This window comes from Noviherbaspirillum agri (genome assembly GCF_054780595.1).
Genome location: NZ_BAAGWA010000005.1, coordinates 208,971 through 231,702, shown reverse-complemented (window position 1 = coordinate 231,702; position 22,732 = coordinate 208,971). Strand labels below are relative to the sequence as shown.

The 22,732-nt window shown below is 56.7% G+C and carries 22 protein-coding genes; 6 read left to right on the top strand and 16 right to left on the bottom strand.

The features are described from left to right. Positions 1–3: 3 nt before the first annotated feature. The 5 genes from pilQ to ACYVIA_RS11680 are packed head-to-tail and all read right to left on the bottom strand — an operon-like array spanning position 4 to position 5,061. Complete coding sequence (pilQ, locus tag ACYVIA_RS11700) at positions 4–2,154, bottom strand: type IV pilus secretin PilQ (RefSeq protein ID WP_460841085.1); 2,151 nt, start codon at positions 2,152–2,154, stop codon at positions 4–6. After that, on the bottom strand, positions 2,154–2,696 hold the full coding sequence (locus ACYVIA_RS11695; RefSeq protein WP_460840934.1) for a pilus assembly protein PilP: 543 nt from the start codon (positions 2,694–2,696) through the stop codon (positions 2,154–2,156). Before ACYVIA_RS11695 ends, pilQ begins: the two co-directional genes overlap by 1 nt. Beyond that, on the bottom strand, positions 2,693–3,355 hold the full coding sequence (locus ACYVIA_RS11690) for a type IV pilus inner membrane component PilO (protein WP_460840933.1): 663 nt from the start codon (positions 3,353–3,355) through the stop codon (positions 2,693–2,695). The genes ACYVIA_RS11695 and ACYVIA_RS11690 overlap by 4 nt, the downstream gene beginning before the upstream one ends. Positions 3,356–3,370: 15 nt before the next feature. Further along, the gene (locus ACYVIA_RS11685; protein WP_460840931.1) at positions 3,371–3,982 is read right to left on the bottom strand and encodes a PilN domain-containing protein; all 612 of its coding nucleotides are present in this window, start codon (positions 3,980–3,982) and stop codon (positions 3,371–3,373) included. Beyond that, positions 3,979–5,061: a pilus assembly protein PilM gene (locus ACYVIA_RS11680; RefSeq protein WP_460840929.1), complete on the bottom strand. Its 1,083-nt coding sequence runs from the start codon at positions 5,059–5,061 to the stop codon at positions 3,979–3,981. Before ACYVIA_RS11680 ends, ACYVIA_RS11685 begins: the two co-directional genes overlap by 4 nt. Positions 5,062–5,369: 308 nt before the next feature. On the opposite strand from ACYVIA_RS11680, the gene ACYVIA_RS11675 reads away from it, so the two are divergent. Next, entirely contained in the window at positions 5,370–7,718 is a 2,349-nt protein-coding gene (locus tag ACYVIA_RS11675; protein ID WP_460840927.1) for a penicillin-binding protein 1A, read from the top strand. 54 nt (positions 7,719–7,772) lie between these two features. On the opposite strand, the gene cyaY is transcribed toward ACYVIA_RS11675, so the two are convergent. After that, positions 7,773–8,111, bottom strand: a complete 339-nt coding sequence (cyaY, locus tag ACYVIA_RS11670; RefSeq protein WP_460840925.1) for an iron donor protein CyaY — start codon at positions 8,109–8,111, stop codon at positions 7,773–7,775. A gap of 28 nt (positions 8,112–8,139) precedes the next feature. Here cyaY and lptM point away from each other — a divergent pair, with 28 nt between their 5' ends. Then, a complete protein-coding gene (gene lptM / locus ACYVIA_RS11665; RefSeq protein ID WP_460840923.1) occupies positions 8,140–8,337 on the top strand; it encodes an LPS translocon maturation chaperone LptM in 198 nt (65 codons plus the stop codon). 13 nt (positions 8,338–8,350) lie between these two features. Further along, on the top strand, positions 8,351–9,634 hold the full coding sequence (gene lysA, locus ACYVIA_RS11660) for a diaminopimelate decarboxylase (RefSeq protein WP_460840921.1): 1,284 nt from the start codon (positions 8,351–8,353) through the stop codon (positions 9,632–9,634). A 22-nt stretch (positions 9,635–9,656) separates the two neighbouring features. Here lysA and ACYVIA_RS11655 read toward each other — a convergent pair whose 3' ends face one another. The 8 genes from ACYVIA_RS11655 to ACYVIA_RS11620 all read right to left on the bottom strand — a co-directional run bounded on the left by ACYVIA_RS11655 (position 9,657) and on the right by ACYVIA_RS11620 (position 17,178). Continuing rightward, the gene (locus tag ACYVIA_RS11655) at positions 9,657–10,298 is read right to left on the bottom strand and encodes a protein-methionine-sulfoxide reductase heme-binding subunit MsrQ (RefSeq protein WP_460840919.1); all 642 of its coding nucleotides are present in this window, start codon (positions 10,296–10,298) and stop codon (positions 9,657–9,659) included. 5 nt (positions 10,299–10,303) lie between these two features. Beyond that, positions 10,304–11,284, bottom strand: a complete 981-nt coding sequence (msrP, locus tag ACYVIA_RS11650; protein ID WP_460840918.1) for a protein-methionine-sulfoxide reductase catalytic subunit MsrP — start codon at positions 11,282–11,284, stop codon at positions 10,304–10,306. Between the two features lie 65 nt (positions 11,285–11,349). Beyond that, positions 11,350–12,117 (bottom strand): anti-sigma factor family protein, encoded by a 768-nt coding sequence (locus ACYVIA_RS11645; RefSeq protein WP_460840916.1) that lies wholly within the window; start codon positions 12,115–12,117, stop codon positions 11,350–11,352. Between the two features lies 1 nt (position 12,118). Beyond that, the gene (locus tag ACYVIA_RS11640; RefSeq protein WP_460840914.1) at positions 12,119–12,622 is read right to left on the bottom strand and encodes a sigma-70 family RNA polymerase sigma factor; all 504 of its coding nucleotides are present in this window, start codon (positions 12,620–12,622) and stop codon (positions 12,119–12,121) included. A 15-nt stretch (positions 12,623–12,637) separates the two neighbouring features. After that, positions 12,638–13,021 (bottom strand): COG4315 family predicted lipoprotein, encoded by a 384-nt coding sequence (locus ACYVIA_RS11635; RefSeq protein WP_460840912.1) that lies wholly within the window; start codon positions 13,019–13,021, stop codon positions 12,638–12,640. 97 nt (positions 13,022–13,118) lie between these two features. Then, positions 13,119–14,270, bottom strand: a complete 1,152-nt coding sequence (gene ccsB / locus ACYVIA_RS11630; RefSeq protein WP_460841084.1) for a c-type cytochrome biogenesis protein CcsB — start codon at positions 14,268–14,270, stop codon at positions 13,119–13,121. 76 nt (positions 14,271–14,346) lie between these two features. After that, positions 14,347–16,449: a cytochrome c biogenesis protein ResB gene (locus tag ACYVIA_RS11625; RefSeq protein WP_460840910.1), complete on the bottom strand. Its 2,103-nt coding sequence runs from the start codon at positions 16,447–16,449 to the stop codon at positions 14,347–14,349. Positions 16,450–16,518: 69 nt separating this feature from the next. After that, positions 16,519–17,178, bottom strand: coding sequence for a c-type cytochrome (locus ACYVIA_RS11620; protein ID WP_460840908.1), 660 nt, complete (start codon positions 17,176–17,178; stop codon positions 16,519–16,521). A 167-nt stretch (positions 17,179–17,345) separates the two neighbouring features. On the opposite strand from ACYVIA_RS11620, the gene yihA reads away from it, so the two are divergent. From yihA to ACYVIA_RS11605, 3 genes are all read left to right on the top strand, one after another. Further along, complete coding sequence (yihA, locus tag ACYVIA_RS11615; RefSeq protein WP_460841083.1) at positions 17,346–18,047, top strand: ribosome biogenesis GTP-binding protein YihA/YsxC; 702 nt, start codon at positions 17,346–17,348, stop codon at positions 18,045–18,047. 206 nt (positions 18,048–18,253) lie between these two features. Then, positions 18,254–19,267, top strand: a complete 1,014-nt coding sequence (hemB, locus tag ACYVIA_RS11610) for a porphobilinogen synthase (RefSeq protein ID WP_460840906.1) — start codon at positions 18,254–18,256, stop codon at positions 19,265–19,267. Positions 19,268–19,405: 138 nt separating this feature from the next. Further along, positions 19,406–20,518 (top strand): magnesium transporter CorA family protein, encoded by a 1,113-nt coding sequence (locus ACYVIA_RS11605; protein ID WP_460840904.1) that lies wholly within the window; start codon positions 19,406–19,408, stop codon positions 20,516–20,518. 94 nt (positions 20,519–20,612) lie between these two features. On the opposite strand, the gene dsbD is transcribed toward ACYVIA_RS11605, so the two are convergent. Together dsbD and cutA are read right to left on the bottom strand one after the other, a co-directional pair. Then, complete coding sequence (gene dsbD / locus ACYVIA_RS11600; RefSeq protein WP_460840902.1) at positions 20,613–22,385, bottom strand: protein-disulfide reductase DsbD; 1,773 nt, start codon at positions 22,383–22,385, stop codon at positions 20,613–20,615. After that, a complete protein-coding gene (cutA, locus tag ACYVIA_RS11595; protein ID WP_460841081.1) occupies positions 22,378–22,710 on the bottom strand; it encodes a divalent-cation tolerance protein CutA in 333 nt (110 codons plus the stop codon). Before cutA ends, dsbD begins: the two co-directional genes overlap by 8 nt. Positions 22,711–22,732 lie beyond the last annotated feature (22 nt).

The window sequence follows — 22,732 nt, the reverse complement described above, 5'->3', positions numbered from 1 at the left end:
AGTTTAACGAACGGAAAGCTTCTCGTCCACGATCTTCGGAGTCAGGAAAATGAGCAGTTCGGTCTTCTCATTCGTGACGCCTGTCGTTTTGAAGAGGTGCCCCAGAACCGGGATATCGCCAAAAAGCGGTACCTTGGTGACTGCATCGCGCTCAGTTTGCTGGAAGATACCGCCAATCACCACTGTGCCGCCGTTGTCGATCAATACCTGGGTTTTCACATGTTTAGTGTCGATTGCAAAACCGGAAAGCGTTTCGCGGCCAACGCTATCTTTGTTCACGTCAACATCAAGAATCACGTTGCCATCCGGCGTAATTTGCGGAGTCACTTCGAGCTTCAGGTTTGCCTTCCGGAAGGCAACACTCGTCGCGCCACTGCTGGTTGCCTGCTGATACGGCAATTCCGTTCCTTGCTCAATAAGAGCTTTCAACTGATCCGCAGTAACGACACGAGGGCTGGAGATAATCTTTCCTTTCCCGTCCGCTTCCAGAGCTGAGAGTTCCAAGCCGATGAATCGCGTTGCAGCCGCATTAAAGAGTGTTAGTGCAAGAGACCCAGGGTTGTAGCCGCCAATACCATTTGCAGGGAGATTTACTGGGTTGCCATTTACTGTTGCCAATGCCGGAGAATTAAGGCCAGGCGCATTACTTGATGATCCACCTGCTGCGCTTACTGTGCCGGTTTGCTGACCGCTCGCCTCAAAGATTCTTCCATTTGGCGTTGTCTGCAAGCCAAAAGCCAGTTTCGCTCCCAGATTTCGGCTAAACGTATCATTTGCCTCGACAATTCGTGCCTCGATAAGCACCTGACGGCTTGCGATATCGGTCTTTTGAACCAGCTTACGTACCTCGTCAAGTTTCGACTGGATATCCGTTATGAATATCTGGTTGGTTCTGGGATCAACCACTGCACTGCCCCGCTTGGACAGGATGCTGCGTCCGCTGCCGCCACCTTCGATGCCGAAAATCTGCTTGAATGCCTCCGCCTTCTGGTAATTCAGCTGGAATGTTTCGGTTCGCAACGGCTCAAGCTCCGCGATCTGCGCCTTCTGCTCCAGTTCCAGCTTCTCCTTCGTCAGGAGTTCATCCTTTGGAGCAATCCAGAGCACCGAACCGTTCTTCCGCATGTCGAGGCCTTTCGCCTGCATCACGATGTCAAGCGCCTGGTCCCAAGGCACATCCTTCAGACGAAGCGTCAGGTTGCCGCTGACAGTATCGCTTGTGATGATGTTCAGCCCGGTGAAATCAGCAATAACCTGAAGAACGGCACGCACCTCGACGTTCTGGAAGTTCAGGGAAAGGCGTTCTCCGCGGTAGCCCTGTGTACCTTGCACCAGCTTGTTCGGATCTTCCTTGATCGGTTTTACTTCAACGACAAGCTGCGTGTCGCTCTGGTATGCACTGTGCTCCCACAACCCGTTCGCCTCGATGCGCATACGCACATTTTCGCCTTGAGACGACGTCGTGATCATTTGCACCGGCGTTCCGAAATCAGTCACATCAAGGCGGCGGCGAAGTACTTCCGGCAAACCAGCTTTCAAGAAGTCCACCATGATTGCCTGCCCTTGCTGACGGACATCTACGGCGATCTGATTACTCGGCAGGTCGACAACGATTCGTCCTTCACCGTTTGCGCCACGACGGAAATCAATATCGCGTAGCTGAGGCTTCCCAGCTAACGGAGCCTGGTCGGCAACCGGAACGCCAGCCGCATTTACTGCTGTAGCCACACCACCTGAGCCGTCTATGGTGACGATCACAGTATTGCCTTCAACAGTGGTCGCATAGTTCAGGGGGCGAAGCAGGTTGAACACCAAGCGCGAGCGCTCACCCGCCTGGACCAGATTGACGCTACGGACGTCTCCCAGGTTGATATCCTGCGTCGTCTTGCCGGTAGCATTAGCGGTCGCCGCAAAGTCGAGTGCAATACGCGCCGGGCTCGTGATGGAAAAACCGATCGGTGGTTTCTTCACGGGGTTTTTCAACGTCACCTTGACGATGACGTTTGATCCCTGCTGATTCGCGTTGACTGAGTCGATCGCATTCTCTTGCGCCTGAGCCAAACTGCAGGCTAATGCAACGCTTGCGACGACACATTGCTGCCAGAACTTGCGCGCGATTGCGCTCACTTGTGAATTGTTTTTTGTGACGCCCATCATTTTGCACTCTCCTGCAACTCTAACTTGGCTTTACGCTCGACCCAGTCGCCGGCCGCATCGCGAACGATTTCCCTTAACTCCACTTCGGTGTCGGAGATCTTCGTAACCATCCCGAAGTTCTGCCCAATGTAATTTCCGACCTTTACCTGAAACACTGATTTGTCCACCTGCAGAAGTGCATAGCTCAAGCCGGTTTTTTGCAAGGTTCCTACCATCTTGAGTGCGTCAAGAGGGAACTCTTCCAGTGGCTCCTTGCGCCGGTCGAGGTCCGGCTTCAAAGCACTGTCAGACTTTGTGTCCAGCTTTGCCAATGCGACAGCAAGTTTGACTGGGCTAAAAGGATCGACGTCTTCCTTGTGCTCATACACAAAGGGAGTAAATGTTTTTGGCTCGGCGACTTTCTGCACGCTTACCGGTGTTTGACGACGCACATCCTCCATCCACTGCCGAACCTCTTGCTCCTCGCCATCCCCGCATCCAGACAAGGATGTGAGAAGAACAATGGCTGGGGCAAGAGCCTTCATACGAAAGATCGTCATTTTTTCGCCCCCTTTGCCTTGCGTTGCGTCGCAGCCTTACGTTGTGCGGCAACTTCCTCGCTATCGAGATACCGGAACGTTTTCGCAGTTGCATCGAGAGTGAGAATATTGTCTTTACCGCTCTTGAGACTCAAGTTATTCAACGTGACGATACGCGGCAGATTAGCGATGTCGCTGGTAAATGCTCCCACATCATGGTAATTGCCGGTCACCTTGATGGTAATTGGCAGCTCGGCATAGTAATCTTTCACAACGACTTGCCCTGGCTTGAACAGCTCGAACTGCAACCCTCGGCCTAGGCCGGCTTGGTTGATATCGGACAGCAATGCATCCATTTCAGCCTTGCTCGGCAATTGCTTTTCCAAGGTAGACACATACTCTCCGACCTGTTCTTTTTGCTTGCGAAGGCCTTCGAGATTAATAGCCTGCCGGATCTTGCTCTGATAGGCTTCCCTTAGCTGAACCTCTTCCTGTTCGCCGGCTTCAAGCTCCTCCTTTTGGCCACTCAAATAAAGGAACCAACCCAGCACGACTACACCCGCCAAAGTACCGAGCCCGCACAACATCCGCGGAATTACCGGCCATTGCCCGGGGTCCCGTCCGTTCAGACCGCGAAACTGAGCGGAAACGGACTCTCCAATTTTCTTCAGATCTGCCATAGTGCGTCTTTCGTTTCAGGGGCGCTTCGGTGCTGCACCTTGCGCAACTTGAGCTGCCTGCTCCTTGTCGCGCGGACGCTTGATCCCGACGTTGACTGTGAACTCGAATACTTTTTTCGCATCCTTGCCTTGCCCGGCAGTGGACGACCGAATCTCAACCAGATCCGGACGTTCCAGCCACGGCGAGTTATTGCCAAAGTTGCGAAGCAGTTCCGATACACGCTCGTTTGACTGCGCATACCCGTTCAGTGCAACGCGCTGACCGTCCTGTTTGAACGAGCGGAGATAGACGCCCTCCGGAACCTGCTTTACCAGTTCATCCATCAAATAGACAGGTTGGTTACGATCACTCTGCAAATCTTCGACCGCCTGCTGCCGTGCCTTGAGCGCTTCGATTTCCTGCTTCAATGTCGCGATCTCCTTGATTTGCGCATCGAGCTTGGCATTCTCAGCCTTGATGAACTCATTGCGTTGCGTCTGGTTCGCGATCTGCGCGGCCAGGAAACCACTTCCCGCAAGTACGACCGCACCGCCTGCAAGTGCGCAGAGCACAAGCAATCGCACGAACGCAGCCTTGCGTTGTTTGCGTTTCTCCTCACGATGAGGAAGGAGGTTAATCCGGATCATTCGTCAAACCTCCGCATCGCTAATCCACATGCGACCAAATAAGAAGGGGCTTCGGCTCGCAGCTGTTTCTCGCGCACGTTAGGCGCAACTTGCATACCCTTGAATGGACTTACCACTGAAGTGGAGACCTTGGTGCGATCTGCGACCAGCTCCACAATGCCAGGAAGGTTGGCGCAACCGCCCGCAAGGAAAATCTGGTCGATCCTCGTGTACGGCGTAGAAGTAAAGAAGAACTGAATAGCCCGAGTCACCTCCAAGGCGACGTTCTCCAAAAAGGGCTCCAACAGCTCACGGTCATAGCCATCCGGGAGATCGCCCGCTATTTTCTTTACCTCGGCCTCTTCAAACGGCAGACCGTAGGTTCGAACGATATCCTGCGTCAGCTGATTTCCACCGAAGGGCTGCTCGCGTTCATAGATCGCCTGCCCGTCGAGCAGCATCGATACATGGGTGACCTGCGCGCCGATCTGAAGTAACGCGACAATCTGCCCCTGTCCGCCCTTCGGCAGCTGAGCAGTAATGCGGTCAATTGCAGCACGGGCGGCGTAGGACTCAATATCCATCACCATCGGTTTCAAGCCAGCCGCCTCTACCACTGCGACCCGGTCTTCGACCTTCTCCTTCCGTGTCGCCGCAATGAGGACCTCGACATCTTCCGGCGCATTCGGCGCCGGGCCAATGACATCAAAGTCCAAACTCACCTCGTCCAGCGCGAAAGGAATGTACTGATTCGCTTCGCTTTCAACCTGAACTTCAAGCTCGCCTTCCGACAAGCCAGCAGGCAGCACGATTTTTTTCGTGATGACCGCCGCAGGCGGCATCGCTATTGCTGCGTGCTTGGCGCGCGTTCCGCTCTTTTTCCAGACGCGGCGTACGGCTTCGGAAACTTGCTCGATATTCTCGATGTTGCCGTCGACGACGGCGCCGCGCGGCAAGGGCTCGCTTGCGAAGCGTTCCAACCGAAATTCGTTCTTACCTGATTCAGACAATTCGACGAGTTTAACGCCCGAGGTACTGATATCCAGGCCGATCAACGGTGGACTCTTCTTGCCGAGTAACGATCCAAAATCAAAGGCCAAGGGTTGCTCTCCCCGAAAATGTGGTTTATTGCGTGAACGCACCACTTATTTGGATGTCGAATGAGCGAATAGCCAAATGCTCAAAAAATCCGTTTAAAAACCTGTATTTAGGTGATATATATCCAACGTTACATTAAATCCTAGCAATAAGCTTCGACGGGTGTAAAGCAATTTCCGACGAGTAATTTGTAACTGCGTTGCCAAAAGTCCACGTTGTCGACTAAGAACAATTGGGTTTTTTGCAATCTGAAAAGGCGTTGCACCCCGTTATAATCCCCACGTTCCTCCATCTTCATCCGTAGCCCTGAATGACCCGTCAAAAATCCGCAGGTGGCGCTTCCAAGAAAGCCCCAAAGCGTCGGTTTCCTCTGCCCCTGCGCTTGGCACTCGGCCTTTTCGGTATCGCCGCCGGCCTCGCAGTCACTGTTGTGTTGATCGTCGCCTTCGCACTGGTGATGGCTTACCCGAACCTGCCTGCCCTCGATTCGCTAACCGATTACCGGCCCAAGATTCCGTTGCGGATTTTCTCCGCAGATAACGTGCTGATTGGGGAATTCGGCGAAGAGCGACGCAATCTGGTGCGCATCAACGAAGTCCCAGACATCATGAAGAAAGCGGTGCTCGCGATTGAGGACGACCGCTTTTATGCCCATAGTGGTGTTGACTACGTCGGCATTGCGCGTGCAGCACTGCACAACCTGACCAACAGTTCCAAGCAGGGCGCATCCACAATCACGCAACAAGTCGCCCGCAACTTCTTCCTCTCGAGCGAACAAACGTTCAAGCGGAAAATCTACGAAATCCTGCTGGCCTGGAAAATCGAACAGAACCTGTCGAAAGACCAGATTCTCGAGGTGTACATGAACCAGATCTATCTGGGACAGCGCGCCTATGGATTCTCGTCGGCCGCACAGATCTACTTCGGCAAGAAGCTGTCTGAGCTGACGATTGCTGAAGCCGCCATGCTCGCGGGCCTGCCGAAAGCTCCGTCAGCGTACAACCCGGTCGCCAATCCGAAGCGCGCACGGGCACGGCAGCAATACATCCTGCAGCGAATGTTCCATCTCGGGTACATCAGTGCCGATGAATATGAGAAGGCAAGGGAACAGACGCTCAAGATCAAGACCGGCACCAGCGAGTTCGGTGTGCATGCGGAGTATGTAGCCGAGATGACGCGACAGCTTGTCTATGAACAATTCAAGGAAGAAGCCTATACCCGCGGCTTGAATGTTTATACGACGATTACCAAGGCCGACCAGGATGCGGCTTATCTCGCACTGCGCAAAGGCGTGATGGATTACGAGAAGCGTCATGGCTACCGCGGGCCGGAAGGCTACATGGAGATTCCGGAATCGAAAGAGGAAGCGGACAATGCGATCGAAGTCGAGCTCGCCGAACATCCGGACAGCGATGATATCGTTGCTGCAGTCGTGCTTGAAGCTTCGCCTAAGAACGTCAGAGCCATTCTCGCATCGGGCGAGGAGATCACCATCGCCGGACCGGGGCTGACCTTCGCTGCGCCTCTGCTGAGTGCCAAGGCGCCGCCGAACCGGCGCGTCAAGCGCGGTGCCATCATCCGCGTGACCCAAGAGAACCGAGCCTGGATCATCACCCAGATGCCGGAAGTCGAGTCGGCATTCATTGCAGCCAATACAGAAGATGGAGCGATTCGCGCATTGGTGGGCGGCTTCGATTTCAATCGCAACAAGTTCAACCATGTCACGCAAGCATGGCGTCAACCAGGATCCTCGTTCAAGCCCTTCATTTATTCGGCATCGCTGGAGAAAGGCCTGTCACCGGCAACCATGATCGCCGACAGCCCGATCAGCTTTGATGCCGGCCAGACTGGCGGGCAGGCATGGGAGCCGAAGAACTACGACGGCAAGTACGATGGTCCGATGTCGATGCGCAAAGGCCTGACGAAGTCCAAGAACATGGTCTCGATTCGCATCCTCAACAAGATCGGCGCACGCTACGGACAGGAATACGCGACACGGTTCGGATTCGAGGCGGACAAAAACCCGCCTTACCTCACCCTTGCCTTGGGTGCCGGTGCAGTGACCCCGCTGCAGCTGGCCGGAGCGTATGCGGTCTTTGCGAATGGCGGCTATAAAGTAAGCCCGTACATCATTTCGAAAGTCACGGATGCGGAAGGTCGAGTACTATCGCAGGCCAACCCGGACCGCGCTGGCGATGATGCCAACCGCGTCATCGACGAGCGCAATGCCTTCCTGATGGACAGCATGATGCAGGATGTCGTCAAGTTCGGCACCGCGACCAAGGCGCTCTCCTTGCAGCGCCCCGACATCGCTGGCAAGACCGGGACCACGAATGACTCCTTCGACGCCTGGTTTGCCGGGTACCATCCAAAGATCGTTGGTGTTGCCTGGATGGGTTTCGACCAGCCGAAAAATCTGGGCAATAAGGAAACCGGTGGCGGACTAGCCCTTCCCATCTGGATCGGTTACATGCAGAAGGCACTCAAGGATGTCCCGATTGTGGAACGTTCTGCACCGGAAGGCGTTATCCAGGTCGGAGCAGACTATTTTTACGCGGAAAACCCGCCGGGGACCGGTGTACGCAGCCTAGGCCTGGTGGACCAGCCCTTGACTGAAGAGGAAATGGCGAAGGATGAAGTGAAGAACGAACTGTTCTGATCTGATCGGCGCTTAAATCGACAACGGGGCCGGCTTGTGCAGGCCCCGTTTCTTTTACTTCATCGGACTCAGTGTTACAACTGCACTGCCTTGATCGCTCACCATTTTCGACAAGGAGGAGAACAACTCTGAATTGTCCCGAGTATTCACCCATTGCCCCTCCGCATATCGGTAATGAAAGCCGCCGGATCTGGCCGCCACCCAGATTTCCTTCATCGGCGCCTGGCTGTTGACAATGATTTTCGAACCATTCTCGACAAACTCGACATCCAGCACATTGCCGCTGCGGCTGCACTCCACGTCAATCTCGCCGGCATCCGTTGCGTGCTCCAGCGCCGCCTCGATGGCGTCCATCGTCTCTTCTGCCAGGTCCAGGAATTCCGATTCAGTCATGCTACACTCCGTTGAGTTTCTTTAACCCGTGATTCTAATCGTGAAGTCCGTTTTGCACCCATCGCGCATTGGCGCAATGCTAATCCTTGCTGCACTGGCAGGATGCGGACAAAAAGGTCCGCTGTACCTGCCGGCAAAGCCGGTTCCGGCAGCGACACCCGCACCCCAGGCGGCACCTCCGACCGCCCCGGCACAAACCGATAGCCAGAATCCTGCTTCCAAATAACCTGCTGTCCCCCATGTCCCACTTTTCCTATCAAAACGGCGTCCTGCACGCCGAAAGCGTTCCCCTTAACGATATCGCCAAAGAGTTTGGCAGTCCGACCTACGTGTACTCCAAGGCAGCACTCGTGGAGAACTACTCATCCTATGCAAACGCCTGCAAGGAAAACCGCCGTGATGCGAGCGGGGCGCTGGTGTGCTACTCGGTGAAGTCGAACTCCAACCTGGCCGTACTGAACCTGCTCAGCCGAATGGGTTCCGGCTTCGATATCGTGTCCGGCGGTGAATTGCTGCGTGTGCTGGCCGCAGGCGGCGACCCGAGCAAGGTGATCTTCTCGGGCGTCGGCAAGACGCAGGAGGAAATGCGCCTCGCACTGAAACACGACATCCTTTGCTTCAACGTGGAATCAACGGCAGAACTGGTACGCCTGAACCAGGTTGCGGGCGAGATGGGAAAACCCGCGCCGATTTCGCTGCGTGTGAATCCCAATGTCGATGCAAAGACCCACCCGTATATTTCCACGGGACTGAAGGAAAACAAGTTCGGTATCGCATATGAGGAGGCCTTGGACGCCTACCGTATGGCTGCGACGTTGCCGCATATCCGCGTGGTCGGCATCGATTGCCATATCGGCTCGCAACTTCTGGACGATGCACCGCTGCTGGAAGCGCTTGACCGCCTTACCGAACTGGTCGACCGCCTGGCGCAGGAAGGCATTCACATGCATCACCTCGATATCGGCGGCGGCATCGGGATTTCCTATAACGGCGACAAGCCAGTTGCCGTCGGCGACTATCTGACGCGCCTGTTTGCCAAGATTGACAAATGGCGCTTGCTCAATCACAAGGGCGCTCTGATCCAGGTGATGTTCGAGCCGGGTCGCTCCATCGTCGGCAATGCCGGCATCTTGCTGACGGAAGTCGAGTTCCTGAAGCACGGCGCGGCAAAGAACTTCGCGATCGTCAATGCGGCAATGAACGACCTGATGCGTCCTGCCATGTATGAAGCCTGGCACGGCGTTCAACCCGTGGTGCAACGTGCAACGCCGGCCAAGACCTACGACGTGGTCGGCCCGGTATGCGAATCTGGCGACTGGCTGGCACGCGAGCGCACGCTCGCCATCGAACAAGGCGACTTGCTGGCGATCATGTCGGCCGGCGCTTATGGCATGACGATGTCATCGAACTACAACTCGCGTGGCCGTGCTGCCGAAGTCATGGTGGACGGCGACAAGGTGCACCTGATCCGCCGCCGTGAAGCGCCGAGCGATCTGTTCGCTCTTGAATCTGTGCTGCCCTGATATTACGCAGCCCCCCATGCATTCACACTGGCGCCGGCTTCGTCCGGCGCTTTTGCATTCTGGGCAGCACCACATTCCAATAGAGGCGCAGCAGCAGCAACACGCCGACAATGGTGCCGAACAGGATAGGCTGCGCAAAGTCATTCTTCCCTGCCTTCATCCACCAGAAATGCAGGATGCCCAACGGAGCAATCACGTAGATCAGCCGATGCAGCAACTGCCAGCGCTTGCCGCCAAGGCGGCGCACCATGCCGTTCGTGCTCGTCACCGCCAATGGCACCAGTAACAGGAAAGCGGTGAATCCCACCGTAATGAACGGGCGCTTCACCACGTCCTTCAGCATTTCGTCCAGGTCGAAGAAGTGGTCGAACCAAAGAAAGGTAGTGAAGTGCAGGGTCGCGTAGAAGAATGCGAACAAGCCCAGCATGCGCCGTAACCTGATGAGCCAGTTCCATCCGCTTAGTCGGCGCAGGGGTGTGACTGCCAATGTCATGCACAGGAAGTACAGTGTCCAGTCACCGGTATTGCGCGTGATGAACTCGATCGGATTGGCGCCCAGCCTGTCGGTAAACGCAAACAACACGAGCCGGCAGAACGGGACGAGCGCCGCAAGGAACACGGCGCCCTTGAACAGCGCGAGCTGGCGCGGTGTGGGATTGAACATGATACTCAATAGAACTTTTTCAGATCCATGCCGGTGTACAGTGACGCGACATCACTGTAGCCATTGAACATGAGCGTCTTGCGCTTCCGCGTGAAGAACCCGTCTTCACCGATCCGGCGTTCAGTCCCCTGCGACCAGCGCGGGTGGTCGACATTCGGGTTGACGTTCGAATAGAAACCGTACTCCTGCGGCGCCGAGACGTTCCATGCTGTGCGCGGCTGGTCACGCGTGAAGCGGATTTTCACGATCGACTTCGCAGACTTGAATCCGTACTTCCATGGCACCACGATGCGCACCGGCGCGCCGTTCTGGTTGGGCAGCACCTCGCCGTACATGCCGACAGTGAGCAGGGTCAGGGGATGGTTCGCCTCGTCAAGCCTCAGCCCTTCCACGTAGGGCCATTCAAGCACCGGGCTGCGCAAGCCGCGCATCTGCTGTTTGTCGGCCAGTGAAATAAATTCGACATACTTCGCATTGCCGTTCGGCTCAACCTTTCGGATCAGCTCAGCAAATGAATAGCCGATCCACGGAATCACCATCGACCAGCCCTCCACACAGCGCAAGCGATAGACTCGCTCTTCCAGTGGCGCCAGCTTCAGCAAGGAGTCGATGTCGAGTGTCATCGGCTTCTTCACCTCACCCTCGACCGTGACTGTCCAGGGGCGAGTACGCATGACGCCGGAAAACTCGGCCGGGTCGGACTTCTCGGTGCCGAATTCGTAGAAATTGTTGTAGGTGGTCGCGTCCTTGTACGCGGTCGGCTTGTCCATGACGACAAACGCCTGGTTTGTTTTTGCCGCCAGTTTTTGCCTTCCGGGCGCCTGTGCGAACGCCTCTCGCAGCAGCATCTCGCTCAGCGCGCCGCCGGCGATGGATCCGAGCGCAAGCTGCTTGATGAAGGTGCGGCGCGATTCGAATATCGCGCGCGGAGTGATTTCAGAACCGAATGGAATGTCGATCCCGTTCGGATTACGCTTGATCAACATAGCTGCTCCATGAAATGTGAAGAAACAGTGCACGCCCCATTCAGCACACGCACTGCCTCATGCGTTTAGCGCCGAAGCTGCGTATTGACTGCACGCGCAACTTCCAGCAGCCGGGCCTTGTCGATGCCGCCAGACAAGGCATAGCCATAATCGCGGTCAATCCAATAAAACACACTCACACCATTCTGCTCCAAAACCTCGAATCCCGTTTCGGACCGGGCGTGGGCAGCATGCCGTACGGTGAGCGTCAGCCGTTCGCCGTTCGTCGATTCGTACATCAGCTGTGCCAGCGGCGATGTATTTCCTGATGCGGTCTCACCGGGCAGCAACCGCCCACCGAGCAGAGAGAATCCTTGCTCCAGCAGAATCGGTGCGCGGATCGGTGCGCTCAATCGCTTGGACAGCCAGGCGACGAGATGAGCTTCCTGCTGTGCAGGCACTTCGACCGGGTGCCGTTGTTCGGCAGCAAATATGACATGCGCTGCCAAAGCCCTTTCCGCGAATACGACGGGTGCGGAAGGTTGTTGCTGCAGCATGGCGTGAGAAAACCATCCTGCGGCAAGACCGCAACTCAACCAGGCAACTGCTGCCGCCATACTGCGTGGCCAGCGCCGCGGCCGTACGGCGGTACTCAGACGCAATGGCACGGGCTCATTCATGACCTTGTCGTATGCCGCATGCAGCAGCTGATTCTGTGTACGCCATGCCTGCACCTGTGCGGCCGCTTCCGGGTGCGCAGCCAGATAGGCTTCCACCTCTGCGCGGCGTGCGGGGTCAAGCTGCCCGTCTACATGGGCGTGCAGGTCAATCTCGGTGATTGGAGAACTGGACATGTCACTTGACCCGAGTTAAAGGAGATATGCCCGCCGCGACTGGCTGTTCCGAGAGCAACTTTCGCATCTGCTCGCGCGCGCGGGCCAGCCGAGACATGACCGTACCAATCGGCACATTTAGGACTTCGGCAACTTCCTGGTAACTCAATTGTTCGAGTCCGACCAGGACGATCACGGCGCGATGCTCCGGGCTCAGACGAGCCAGCGCACGATGAATATCGATCTGTTGCGCCGGGTCGTCCGGTGCCATCGGTTCGGCAACATCCTCCAGCGGAACGGCCATAATCCTGCGGCGTGGCGCCTCATTCAGGTAGAGGCGGTACAGCATGGTGAGCAGCCACGCCGTAACATTTGTGCCGAACCGAAACATCCAGCGCCTCTGCAGCGCTCTTTCCAGCGTGTCCTGCACAAGATCATCCGCCCACGCCGCATCGTGTGTCAGAGCGCGTGCATAACGCCGCAGCCGCGGAATCTGCAGTGCCAGCTCATCGGCGAAGTCGGCCATGGACGGAACAACTTTTTACGGAGTGGTGATATGCCAGACGTTATTGACGCCGTCGCCAGTTTTGTCGCCCGGCTTCTTGTCCTTCACCCACAGGTACAGCGGCTTGCCCTTGTACGCCCACTGCTTGGCACCGTCGTCGCGCGTAACGATGCTGTAGTCGCCGCTGGCCTGCGCGCCATCCTTGACCAACAATGGCGGCCAGTTGGCGGCACACGCGCCGTTGCAGGCGCTTTTCCCGCTCCCGGAGCTGTCCTTGTCGAAGGTATACAAGGTCATGCCGGAGGCGTTGGTCAACACACCATCTGTCACCTTGGCCGGCATCTGGGCCAGTGCAATCCCGCTGGTGCCGACAAGTAAAGTGGCCAGGAGTGGCGCCGCGAATGAGAATCGAATATCCATACAGTCCTCGCTAGGCTGGTTGATCAAGCGTGCGATGCTTTGCACGACAGGTAAACAGCCGAACCGGGCACTTTATTCCATCACGGCGCGAGAAATTTTAAAGTTCACCGTAGGAATGCAAACCAGACAGGAACATATTGACACCGAGGAACGCGAATGTCGTGACGAGCAGCCCGACGAGTGCCCACCATGCAGAAACACGGCCGCGCAGGCCCTTCATCAGACGCATGTGCAGCCATGCCGCATAGTTCAGCCAGACGATCAGCGCCCAGGTTTCCTTCGGATCCCAGGACCAGTAACCGCCCCACGCCTCTGCCGCCCACAAGGCGCCGAGGATGGTCGCAATCGTGAAAAATGCAAAACCGACCGCAATGGCCTTGTACATCACGTCATCCAGCAACTCCAATGCCGGCAATCGATCCTCGAGAAACCCGTGGGACTTGAGCAGGTAAGCAAAGGCCACCATCGCGGCCAGCGCAAACGTGCCATAACCGATAAAGTTGGCCGGAACGTGGATCTTCATCCACCAGCTCTGCAAGGCCGGCACCAGCGGCTGGATCTCCTGCGCCTCGCGACTGATCGTGTACCAGAGCAGGAAACCCACGGCGGCCGAAATCACCAGCATCACGAAAGGTCCAATCTGGCGCGTCGCGTAATGCTCTTCATAGTAGAGATAAAACAATGCCGTGATCAGGCTGAACAGGATGAAGACTTCATACAGGTTGGAAATCGGAATGTGCCCGACGTCGGTGCCGACGAGATAGGATTCGTACCAGCGCACCAGCATGCCGGTAAAGCCGAGGACCACCGCCGCCCACGTCAGCTTGTTGCCAACTGCACCGCCGAACTCCGAGCGTGTAATCAGGCCGCCCCAATAGAACAAGGTCGACAGGAAGAACAGCGTGCTCATCCAAAGGATGGCCGATTGGCTCGACAGTGCGTATTTCAGGAAGAACTTGCTGTTGGCGGATTCCAGCGTCCCGCCGTAGAGCGCAATCGAAGCCAGCGCCAGAATGGCGAGCAGCGCCATGAGCCAGCGTACCTGCCTCCATTGCCAGCCCAGCCAGGCAAAGGTCGGCGCCGATAGGAGCAGGATCCCCTTTTCATAGACGTCCATGTACGCGCCGAATCGGTTCAGCGCAAACAGCGCACCGGCGACGAGCGCCGCAGCGTAGGCCCAGTCGATCATGCTCAGGCGCCGGAAGTAGCCGGGCGGCGCGGAATACGTTTGGGATTGCAACAGTTCCATCATCTTTCTCCATACTTTGCCGACGCACCCGGTCGGCATCGCATCCAAATTCCAGGGCGAGATGCGCCCTTGTCCATTATGCCGGTTTCTGCAACTGCTCTTTCAGCACCTCGAACTCCTTTTCGAAGTCGAGTGTCTTTCGTTGCGTGCTCAACGCCATCAACGCATGCGTCCGCCCTTCACCGTCCGGCTTGAGCCAAATCCACATGCGGCGCTCGCGAATATAGAACATGGCGAAAACACCGAGCGTCAGGAACAGACAGCCGAGATACACGATGCTCTTGCCGGGCGAACGCGTGACCTGCAGCACAGAAGCTTTGATCTCCTGGAATTCATTGAGTTGCAGATATACCGGCGCACCATAGTGAGACGCATCCGACAGGGCATTCGTCGCAAGTTGCAGGAAACGCATGTGCTTCTCATCTGCTGCCATCGCTGGCAAGCCGTCTTTTTCGCGTGCCGCTTGCCACAACTCCCATAGGGTGCCATTCAGGATCTTCATGAAGATGTCGGCAGCCTTTTCCTGTTCTGCCGCCGGCACCTTCTCCAGGAATGCCGCTACGGCGACGTAGCCTGCGTTTTTTCCATCGCCGGCAAACACTTCCAGGCCGCGAAGTGCCGACTGCTGCAACTGGTCGCGCAGGGGTGCTGCGCCTGCACGCGCATCTGGCATTGCCTGCCGCGCAAAACGACTTGCAGCCTGGCTGCGCAAGTCTGCGTCGGACAAGGCTGCTCGCAGACGCATCCATTCCTGCACCGTGCCATTGTCGTCAGCCGGAATGCGCAGGTAACGAAAATCTTCGTTCGGCGAATTCCTCATCCCGCTCAGGAACACCATCGTGCCGTCCAGCAGTACTGGCTGCATATAGTTATGATATTCGCGCGCCTGTCCCGTCTTGTCTCGCAACTTGTATTGCACGCTGGGGCCGACGTTCCTCAGGTCCTTGTTGTTCCGATTCTTCGCGGCGGAGCCAAGGTGCCTGTCGAGTCCGGAAGTGAATTTCTCGTTGAAGCTTTTGCCCGGATCGACTGCGCGCACGTCCTGCCCGCTCTCGGCCATGTTCTCGACATTGAACGGACGGAAGCCGGTCCATTCCACGATGTACTCGCTGTTGCTGCCCAACGGCGTCGAGGCACCTACTTCACCGCCAAGCGAAAAAACCGCCTTCTGCGCACCGGTCATGGGATAAGCAGTGAGCTTGAGCTTGCTGCCGCCATCGTCAAAGCTCGACTGATAGATCGCAATCCCCTTGTACACCAGCGGCTGGTTGACCTTGATCGTTGCCTCAAAGGTCTTGCCGGTTTCACCGTCACGCACCACGACATCGCTCGCGAACAGTTTCGGCATGCCAGTCGAGTAATGTTCAATGGTGAACTGCTTCAACTGAATGGAGAACGGCAGCTCCTGCACCAGTATGCCGCCTCGCTGAGGCAGGACTGCAGAGCTGCTCGTCGCTCCTTCTGGAAGGAAGGTATTGCCCCTGAAGGTCGGATTGCCGGCGCCAAGACGATGTTTTGCTGGAATATCGGCAATCACGCCGCTGCCGGTAAACGGTTCCTTGTCACTGAACCACAGCTGGAAGCGGATCGGCAAATCGGAATCGAGCAAGCCGCCGATACAAATGATGACAATTGCACTGTGGGCGAGGATATAGCCCCACTTGTTGGCCGAGCCACGCTTGGCCGCAATCAGGCGGCCATTGCCCTTGTCGACAACCTTGAGCTTGTAACCGCCATCCACGACCCGGCGCACGAGCAGTTGTGTTGTTGCTTCCAGCGACGTATTGCTGCTCCATTCCAGTTTGTGATGGAAATTGCGCAGCGCCTGCTCGCGCACGTTCTCGCGCCAGCTGCGCATGTCCCTCAGCATCTTTGGCGTATTGCGCACGATGCACAAGGTCGTCGACACAACGAGGAAGCCCATGATGAGCAGGAACCACCACGCCGAATACACTGAAAACAGGCCAAGCTTGTCGAACACCTCGAACCAGAAGGGGCCGAACTGGTTCACGTAATTCGGCATCGGTTCATTCTGCTTGAGCACCGTGCCAATGACCGATGCAATTGCGATCACCGTCAGCAGACTGATGGCAAAGCGCATGGAGGAAATCAGTTCGATCACCTCGGCCAGCCAGCGGCGCCGGGTATTCACTTGCAAACCGGAAGTACTAACGTTCATGTGTCTGCTCTTCAAAAGCAAAAGGGGTGGCATCTGCCACCCCCTCCATCTTGTTTTACTTCGACCCGATTATTTCAGGCCAGCGATGTAGTCGGACACCGCCTGAATTTCGCTATCGAGCATGCGCTTGGCAATGGTCGTCATCTGCACGCTGTTGGTACGGCCACCTTGGCGGAATGCGGTCAGCTGTGCAACCGTGTAGTCCTGATGCTGGCCAGCCAGACGCGCATACTGGGCCGGGATACCTGCGCCGCTGGCACCATGGCAGCCTGCACATGCCGGCACGTTCTTTTCTGCGATACCGGCACGGTAAATTTTCTTGCCGAGTTCGATGGTGTCCTTGTTCTTGGCTGCACCCGGTTGCGGAGCCTGGTTTTCGAGATAAGCAGCGACATTCTTCATGTCTTCTTCATTAAGGCCGTTTGCAATGCCGCTCATGACCGGGTTGTTGCGCTGCGGGGTCTTGAAGTCAGCGAGTTGCTTGACGACGTAGGCAGCGTGCTGGCCGGAGAGTTTCGGATTTTGCGGTATGGTCGAATTGCCGGCGGCACCGTGGCAACCTACACAGGCAATCACGCCGCGTGCGGCATCGCCACTGTTGTACAGTGCCTCGCCTTTGGCGGGGTCGACTTTCGGAGCGGCTTTCTGTTCTGCCGCAGAAGCGATGGAAGAGACCGCCAGCATCGTGACGAACAAGGACTTCACAAACGGTAAAAACGCACGGTTCATTCAAACACCCTGATGACTTGATATTAAAATTCTTGCCGGTTGCGGCGGTCTATGTATCTGTGTCACGGCGCTTTCGTGAAGCTTTTGCAGCGCAACAACACATAACCTCTTATTGTACAATAGCTTTCCGGCATTTTCGCCCCTTTGCTGCATTTTCTGGCCCTTCTATGTCCCTACTTTGGCAAGCCCGTTTCTTCACCACGGTGAACCACCTCCGTGATTTGCCAAAGACGCAAGTCCCTGAAATCGCGTTTGCCGGGCGCTCCAATGCCGGCAAGTCGACGGCGATCAATATCCTGTGCAACCAGAAGAAGCTGGCATTTGCGTCAAAGACGCCGGGCCGTACGCAACACATCAATTATTTCTCCATCGGTGGCGCGCACGTCGGCCAGCACCGCAAGGACCCGACCAAGGTCGAGGAAATCCGTGCCATGCTGGTGGACCTGCCCGGCTATGGCTTTGCCGAAGTACCCGGCGAAGCCAAGCATCACTGGAACGAGTTGCTTGGCACGTATATCCAGAAGCGTGAACAGCTCGCTGCCCTGGTGCTCATCATGGATTCGCGCCGTCCGTTCACCGACCTCGATCGCCAGATGCTGGAGTGGTTTGCACCGACCGGAAAACCGGTGCATTGCCTGCTGACCAAGGCAGACAAGCTCAACCGCAACGAATCGACCAATGCATTGCGCCTTGCGCGTACCGTATTGAGCAGTTATGTTGATGAGCAAGGTCAGGCGTTCCCTTTTACTGTCCAACTTTTTTCGGCGTTGAAGCGGACGGGCATTGAGGAAGCAAACCAACGGATCCTGGATCTGCTGGGTTTGACCGATGAGGCGGCGCCCCAGAATGATAACGGCACCGATCAGTGAAGGAAGTTGCGGACAAAAAAAACCCTGGAGAAAGGGGAAGATCTCCAGGGCAGTAACGCCTTATCGCTAATGCCACGATAGGCCCCGCTCAGGGAGGAGAAGCGGGAGGTGAATGATCACCTATTGCTAAGAGGGGCCAACTTCAGAAAAGTTTCACGGATTTATACAAACTTTATTCAACTGCGTCTATTTCACCCGATACCGCCATGTCACATTCTCTTCCAGCCAATCATTTCCCAGCCGTACGTATGCGCCGGATGCGCAAGGACGCTTTTTCACGCGCAATGGTGCGTGAGCATGTGCTCACTCCTGCGGACCTGATTTACCCCGTTTTCATTCTGGATGGTAAGAATCAGCGCGAGAAAGTCGCCTCCATGCCCGGTGTGGAACGCCTCTCCATTGACCTGTTGCTTCCGGTGGCGGAGGAATGTGTTGCACTTGGCATCCCGGTGATGGCACTCTTTCCCGTAATTAACGCCTCGCTGAAGACACCGGACGGCATTGAAGCAATCAATCCGGACGGCCTCGTGCCGCGTGCGGTGCGAGAGCTGAAACAGCGCTTCCCGGAGCTCGGGATCCTGACTGATGTTGCGCTTGACCCCTATACGAGCCACGGCCAGGACGGTGTCATCGATGCAGAAGGCTACGTCCTGAACGACGAAACCAGCGCGATCCTGGTAAAGCAGGCGCTGGCACAGGCTGAAGCCGGCGTCGATATCGTCGCTCCGTCGGACATGATGGACGGTCGCGTCGGCGCCATCCGTACTGCACTGGAGTCGCGCAAGTTCATCCACACACGCATCATGGCCTATTCGGCCAAGTATGCGTCGGCGTTCTACGGCCCGTTCCGCGATGCCGTCGGTTCCGCGGCCAACCTCGGAAAAGGCAACAAAGCCACCTATCAGATGGACCCCGCCAACAGCGATGAAGCACTGCGCGAAGTCGCTCTGGACCTTGCCGAAGGCGCTGACATGGTCATGGTCAAACCTGGCATGCCGTATCTGGACATTGTTCGCCGGGTGAAAGACGAGTTCAAGGTACCGACCTTTGCCTATCAGGTCAGCGGTGAATACGCGATGATCAAGGCAGCTGCGCAGCAAGGCTGGCTTGACCACGACAAGACGATGATGGAAGCGATGTTGTCCTTCAAGCGCGCCGGCGCAGACGGTGTGCTGACTTATTTTGCCCGCGATATCGCGCGTCGCCTGAAGCTGGGCTGATTTCCTTCTCTTCGGCGACACCGGGTGGCCAATTGGCGGTCGCCCGGTGTCTTCATCGCTGCATCACCTTACCATCCGGTGTCAATGCGGCTTCCGCCTGTTACGATTGCGCAGCAATCATGACTTGAAACAGGCTCCATGGATATTTTCCACATTACCGGCAACTTCGTCAGGCAGGTATCAGAGCAGCCTACTGAGAATCCCGCCGACGGCTTTGTGTGGCTGGACGCGACACACGAGGAAGTCGAAACCGACCCCATCGCATGGCGGGACGCCGTGCACCGCGCCACCGGTGTTCTCGTCTACGACCCACACCTGTCCGACGCCATCAACCGGGCCCACCCGTCCTACTTCGATTCGACGCAGGATTATGCAATGGTGGTTTTCCGCAAGCTTGCTCTCGATGGAAGCAATGGCGACTCGGAACAGTCAGAGACTGCGCAAAAAAAGCGCAAGATCCCTCCCGCCCTGACGAAGCTAGCCACAAAGCAAGTCACCTTCCTGCTCATGGACCGTGCTCTGGTGACGGTACACGCACCGAACAGCCGCACCATCGAATCGACGCGAAACCGGCTGCTCGAGGGGCGCGGCAAACGTGACGGCAGCGGCTACACAGGGCGACCGCCATCTTCGCCGGAAGAGCTCATGCTGCGACTGCTGAATGCGATGGTGGATCAATATCTGGCGCTGCGTCAGCCGCTAACGAGTCAGATCGACCGTTGGCAGCGCGCACTGCTCAACCCGCGCAGCCCGTTCAACGACTGGAATGCCCTGCTGGACGCTCGCATTGAACTACGTAAGCTGGACCATCTGTGCGAAGGCCAGCGCGATGCAATGCAGGAACTGCGTGACTATCTCGTCGACAATCAGGATTCCGGTGATAACCGGCGCACGATTGACCTGCTTCTTGTCCGGGTCAACGATGTGATGGAACACATCACCCGCGTGCTGAACCATGCGCAGCGACTGGAGTCGACGATTGAGTCCGCCGTGCAGATCCATTTTTCAGCGATGGCTCACCGCACTAGCGAGATCATGCGGACGCTGACTGTGATTACCGCCCTGTTCATGCCGCTAACGCTGATCACCGGAATTTTCGGCATGAACTTCGCAGAGATCCCACTATTGCGCGACGAGTCCGGATTCTGGATCGTGATTGGGGCGATGGTGATGATTGTCGTTGTTCTGCTCTTACTCTTCCGGCGCAAGCACTATCTGGCCGACAAGGCGGTGAACAACGAGGAACCATAAGGGAAGAGCGCTCGTCGTAACGAGTGCTCTTTTAATGACATCGCTTTGGCCGTGCAGCATAGAATGCCATCGGCGCCACGGCAGCTCAGAGCAATCAGAAACTGGTCGCCAGCTCCAATGCCCGCGTGAACTTGGCCGCATCCTGGTACCCGATCACGCGGCCGCCTTGGATCTCGCGTCCTTCCTTGTCGAAAAAGATAATCCCCGGCGGACCGAACAGCTTGAAGCGCTTGAGCAGCGCCTTGTCATCGTCATTATTCGCTGTGACGTCTGCCTGCAGCAGAACCATGTCCTTGAAGTAACCCTGCACGCGCGAATCGGTGAATGTCAGCTTTTCCATTTCCTTGCATGACACGCACCAATCCGCATAGAAGTCGAGCATGACGGTCTTTCCCTTCGATTGAGCGATTGCGGCATCCAGCTCACCAATCGATTTCACCCGCTGGAATTCAACCTTGTGCGTGCTTGCGCCCAAGTGCGTCAAGGGTTCCAGCGGATCGCGACCGCCGGTGACAACACCGGCAAGTTGCAGCAGTCCGAAAGCAGCAAAGACAACACCGACCGACTTCGCAATCCAGCGTTTCTGCTTGGACCACAGCAGGTATCCGCCATAGACGATGCCCAGGGCAGCCCATCCGACCATCGGTACCCAGCCGGGAATCACCGGCGTGACGATCCATATCGCCATCCCCAGCATCAGTACGCCGAAGAAATACTTCACCGACTCCATCCATGCACCGGCACGCGGCAACAGTGCGCCAGCGGATATGCCGACCAGCAGCAATGGCACACTCATGCCAACGGCCATCGCGAACAACGCAGCGCCGCCGATCAGGACATCACGAGTCTGGCTAATGAAAAGCAAGGCGCCAGCAAGCGGTGCTGCCACACACGGTCCAACGATCAGCGCAGAAATCGCGCCCATCGAAAATACACCGGCCATTTTGCCGGGGGCCTGACGCCCGGACACCTGGGCCAGACGCGCCTGTACCGAAGCGGGAACCTGCAATTGATAAACACCGAACATCGACAGCGACAGGACGGTCATCAATAGGGCAAACGAACCGAGCACCCAAGGATTCTGCAATGCCGCTGCCAAGCCTTCGCCCGCCAGTCCGGCAGCAATGCCAAGCGCCGTGTAGACGAGTGCCATACCAAGCGAATACGCTGCAGAAAGCGCGAAACCACGCCCACGGCTGACTTTGTGTCCCTCCCCGACGATGATGGAGGACAGGATCGGCACCATTGGCAGCACGCAGGGCGTAAGCGACAGTCCCAGGCCCATCAACAGAAACAGCGGCAGGATCGCCAACAGCTCGCCACTCTTGAGGGAAGCCTCGATCCGACTCATTTCGGAATCGCCCGCCACATCCTCGCGCGCGCCGGCATTGGCCGACGTAGTCATCATGCCCGTCGCTGGCGACAACCTCACGCGTGACTCCATTGGCGGATAACACAGTCCCTTGTCGGCACAGCCCTGCCCGGTCGACGTCAATGTAAATTCACTACCCGCCTCGACCGGGATCGTGATGACGACCGCCTTCCGGAACGTCTCGACGTCCTTCTGGAAGGTGTCGTCGAACTTCACTTTGCCTTTCGGGACCACCGGCGCGCCGAGCGTCGCGCCATCGGCCTTGAAGGCGAAAGGTTCGCGATACATATAGTAGCCGTCGGCGATCGTGTACGTGATTTCAGCCGTCTTGGCATCCAGCATGCGCGCCGAAAACTTGAAAGCAGCCTCGGGAGCGAGGAATTCTTCGTCGGCACGGACTGGTCCGCCGGCCAGTAAGACAAGAAACGTGAGTACTGCAAGCATCAGGTGCCTGGCCAGGAAACCAGCTTGTTGTTGTTTGAATACCTTAAACATCGACTTCCTTTTTCGTTTCCGTGGCAACCCAAGCCAGATACGCCGGTAAACCTGCAACGATCGGCAGCGCAATAAGTTCCGGCACATCGTATGGATGCGCCGCCTTCACTGCATTTTCGAGCTCGGCGTAACGCGCCTGCGTTGTCTTGATCAGAATCGTTACTTCGGATGCTTCCTCGATCGCTCCTTGCCAACGATAGACAGATCGTACTCCCGGCAACACATTTACGCATGCCGCGACGCGCGCCTCGACAAGGGCGCGAGCCATGCTGTGTGCGGTAAGTTCATCCGGTACATTCACCAAGACGATGAGCGTCTGATCCATCATTAGTTCCTTAAGACAACGA

What these genes read in the sequence shown, in the direction of transcription:
- pilQ (WP_460841085.1), bottom strand. Translation starts at nt 2,154, where the DNA reads ATGGGCGTCACAAAAAACAATTCACAAGTGAGCGCAATCGCGCGCAAG.
- ACYVIA_RS11695 (WP_460840934.1), bottom strand. Translation starts at nt 2,696, where the DNA reads ATGACGATCTTTCGTATGAAGGCTCTTGCCCCAGCCATTGTTCTTCTC.
- ACYVIA_RS11690 (WP_460840933.1), bottom strand. Translation starts at nt 3,355, where the DNA reads ATGGCAGATCTGAAGAAAATTGGAGAGTCCGTTTCCGCTCAGTTTCGC.
- ACYVIA_RS11685 (WP_460840931.1), bottom strand. Translation starts at nt 3,982, where the DNA reads ATGATCCGGATTAACCTCCTTCCTCATCGTGAGGAGAAACGCAAACAA.
- ACYVIA_RS11675 (WP_460840927.1), top strand. Translation starts at nt 5,370, where the DNA reads ATGACCCGTCAAAAATCCGCAGGTGGCGCTTCCAAGAAAGCCCCAAAG.
- cyaY (WP_460840925.1), bottom strand. Translation starts at nt 8,111, where the DNA reads ATGACTGAATCGGAATTCCTGGACCTGGCAGAAGAGACGATGGACGCC.
- lysA (WP_460840921.1), top strand. Translation starts at nt 8,351, where the DNA reads ATGTCCCACTTTTCCTATCAAAACGGCGTCCTGCACGCCGAAAGCGTT.
- ACYVIA_RS11655 (WP_460840919.1), bottom strand. Translation starts at nt 10,298, where the DNA reads ATGTTCAATCCCACACCGCGCCAGCTCGCGCTGTTCAAGGGCGCCGTG.
- msrP (WP_460840918.1), bottom strand. Translation starts at nt 11,284, where the DNA reads ATGTTGATCAAGCGTAATCCGAACGGGATCGACATTCCATTCGGTTCT.
- ACYVIA_RS11645 (WP_460840916.1), bottom strand. Translation starts at nt 12,117, where the DNA reads ATGTCCAGTTCTCCAATCACCGAGATTGACCTGCACGCCCATGTAGAC.
- ACYVIA_RS11640 (WP_460840914.1), bottom strand. Translation starts at nt 12,622, where the DNA reads ATGGCCGACTTCGCCGATGAGCTGGCACTGCAGATTCCGCGGCTGCGG.
- ACYVIA_RS11635 (WP_460840912.1), bottom strand. Translation starts at nt 13,021, where the DNA reads ATGGATATTCGATTCTCATTCGCGGCGCCACTCCTGGCCACTTTACTT.
- ccsB (WP_460841084.1), bottom strand. Translation starts at nt 14,270, where the DNA reads ATGGAACTGTTGCAATCCCAAACGTATTCCGCGCCGCCCGGCTACTTC.
- ACYVIA_RS11625 (WP_460840910.1), bottom strand. Translation starts at nt 16,449, where the DNA reads ATGAACGTTAGTACTTCCGGTTTGCAAGTGAATACCCGGCGCCGCTGG.
- ACYVIA_RS11620 (WP_460840908.1), bottom strand. Translation starts at nt 17,178, where the DNA reads ATGAACCGTGCGTTTTTACCGTTTGTGAAGTCCTTGTTCGTCACGATG.
- yihA (WP_460841083.1), top strand. Translation starts at nt 17,346, where the DNA reads ATGTCCCTACTTTGGCAAGCCCGTTTCTTCACCACGGTGAACCACCTC.
- hemB (WP_460840906.1), top strand. Translation starts at nt 18,254, where the DNA reads ATGTCACATTCTCTTCCAGCCAATCATTTCCCAGCCGTACGTATGCGC.
- ACYVIA_RS11605 (WP_460840904.1), top strand. Translation starts at nt 19,406, where the DNA reads ATGGATATTTTCCACATTACCGGCAACTTCGTCAGGCAGGTATCAGAG.
- dsbD (WP_460840902.1), bottom strand. Translation starts at nt 22,385, where the DNA reads ATGTTTAAGGTATTCAAACAACAACAAGCTGGTTTCCTGGCCAGGCAC.
- cutA (WP_460841081.1), bottom strand. Translation starts at nt 22,710, where the DNA reads ATGGATCAGACGCTCATCGTCTTGGTGAATGTACCGGATGAACTTACC.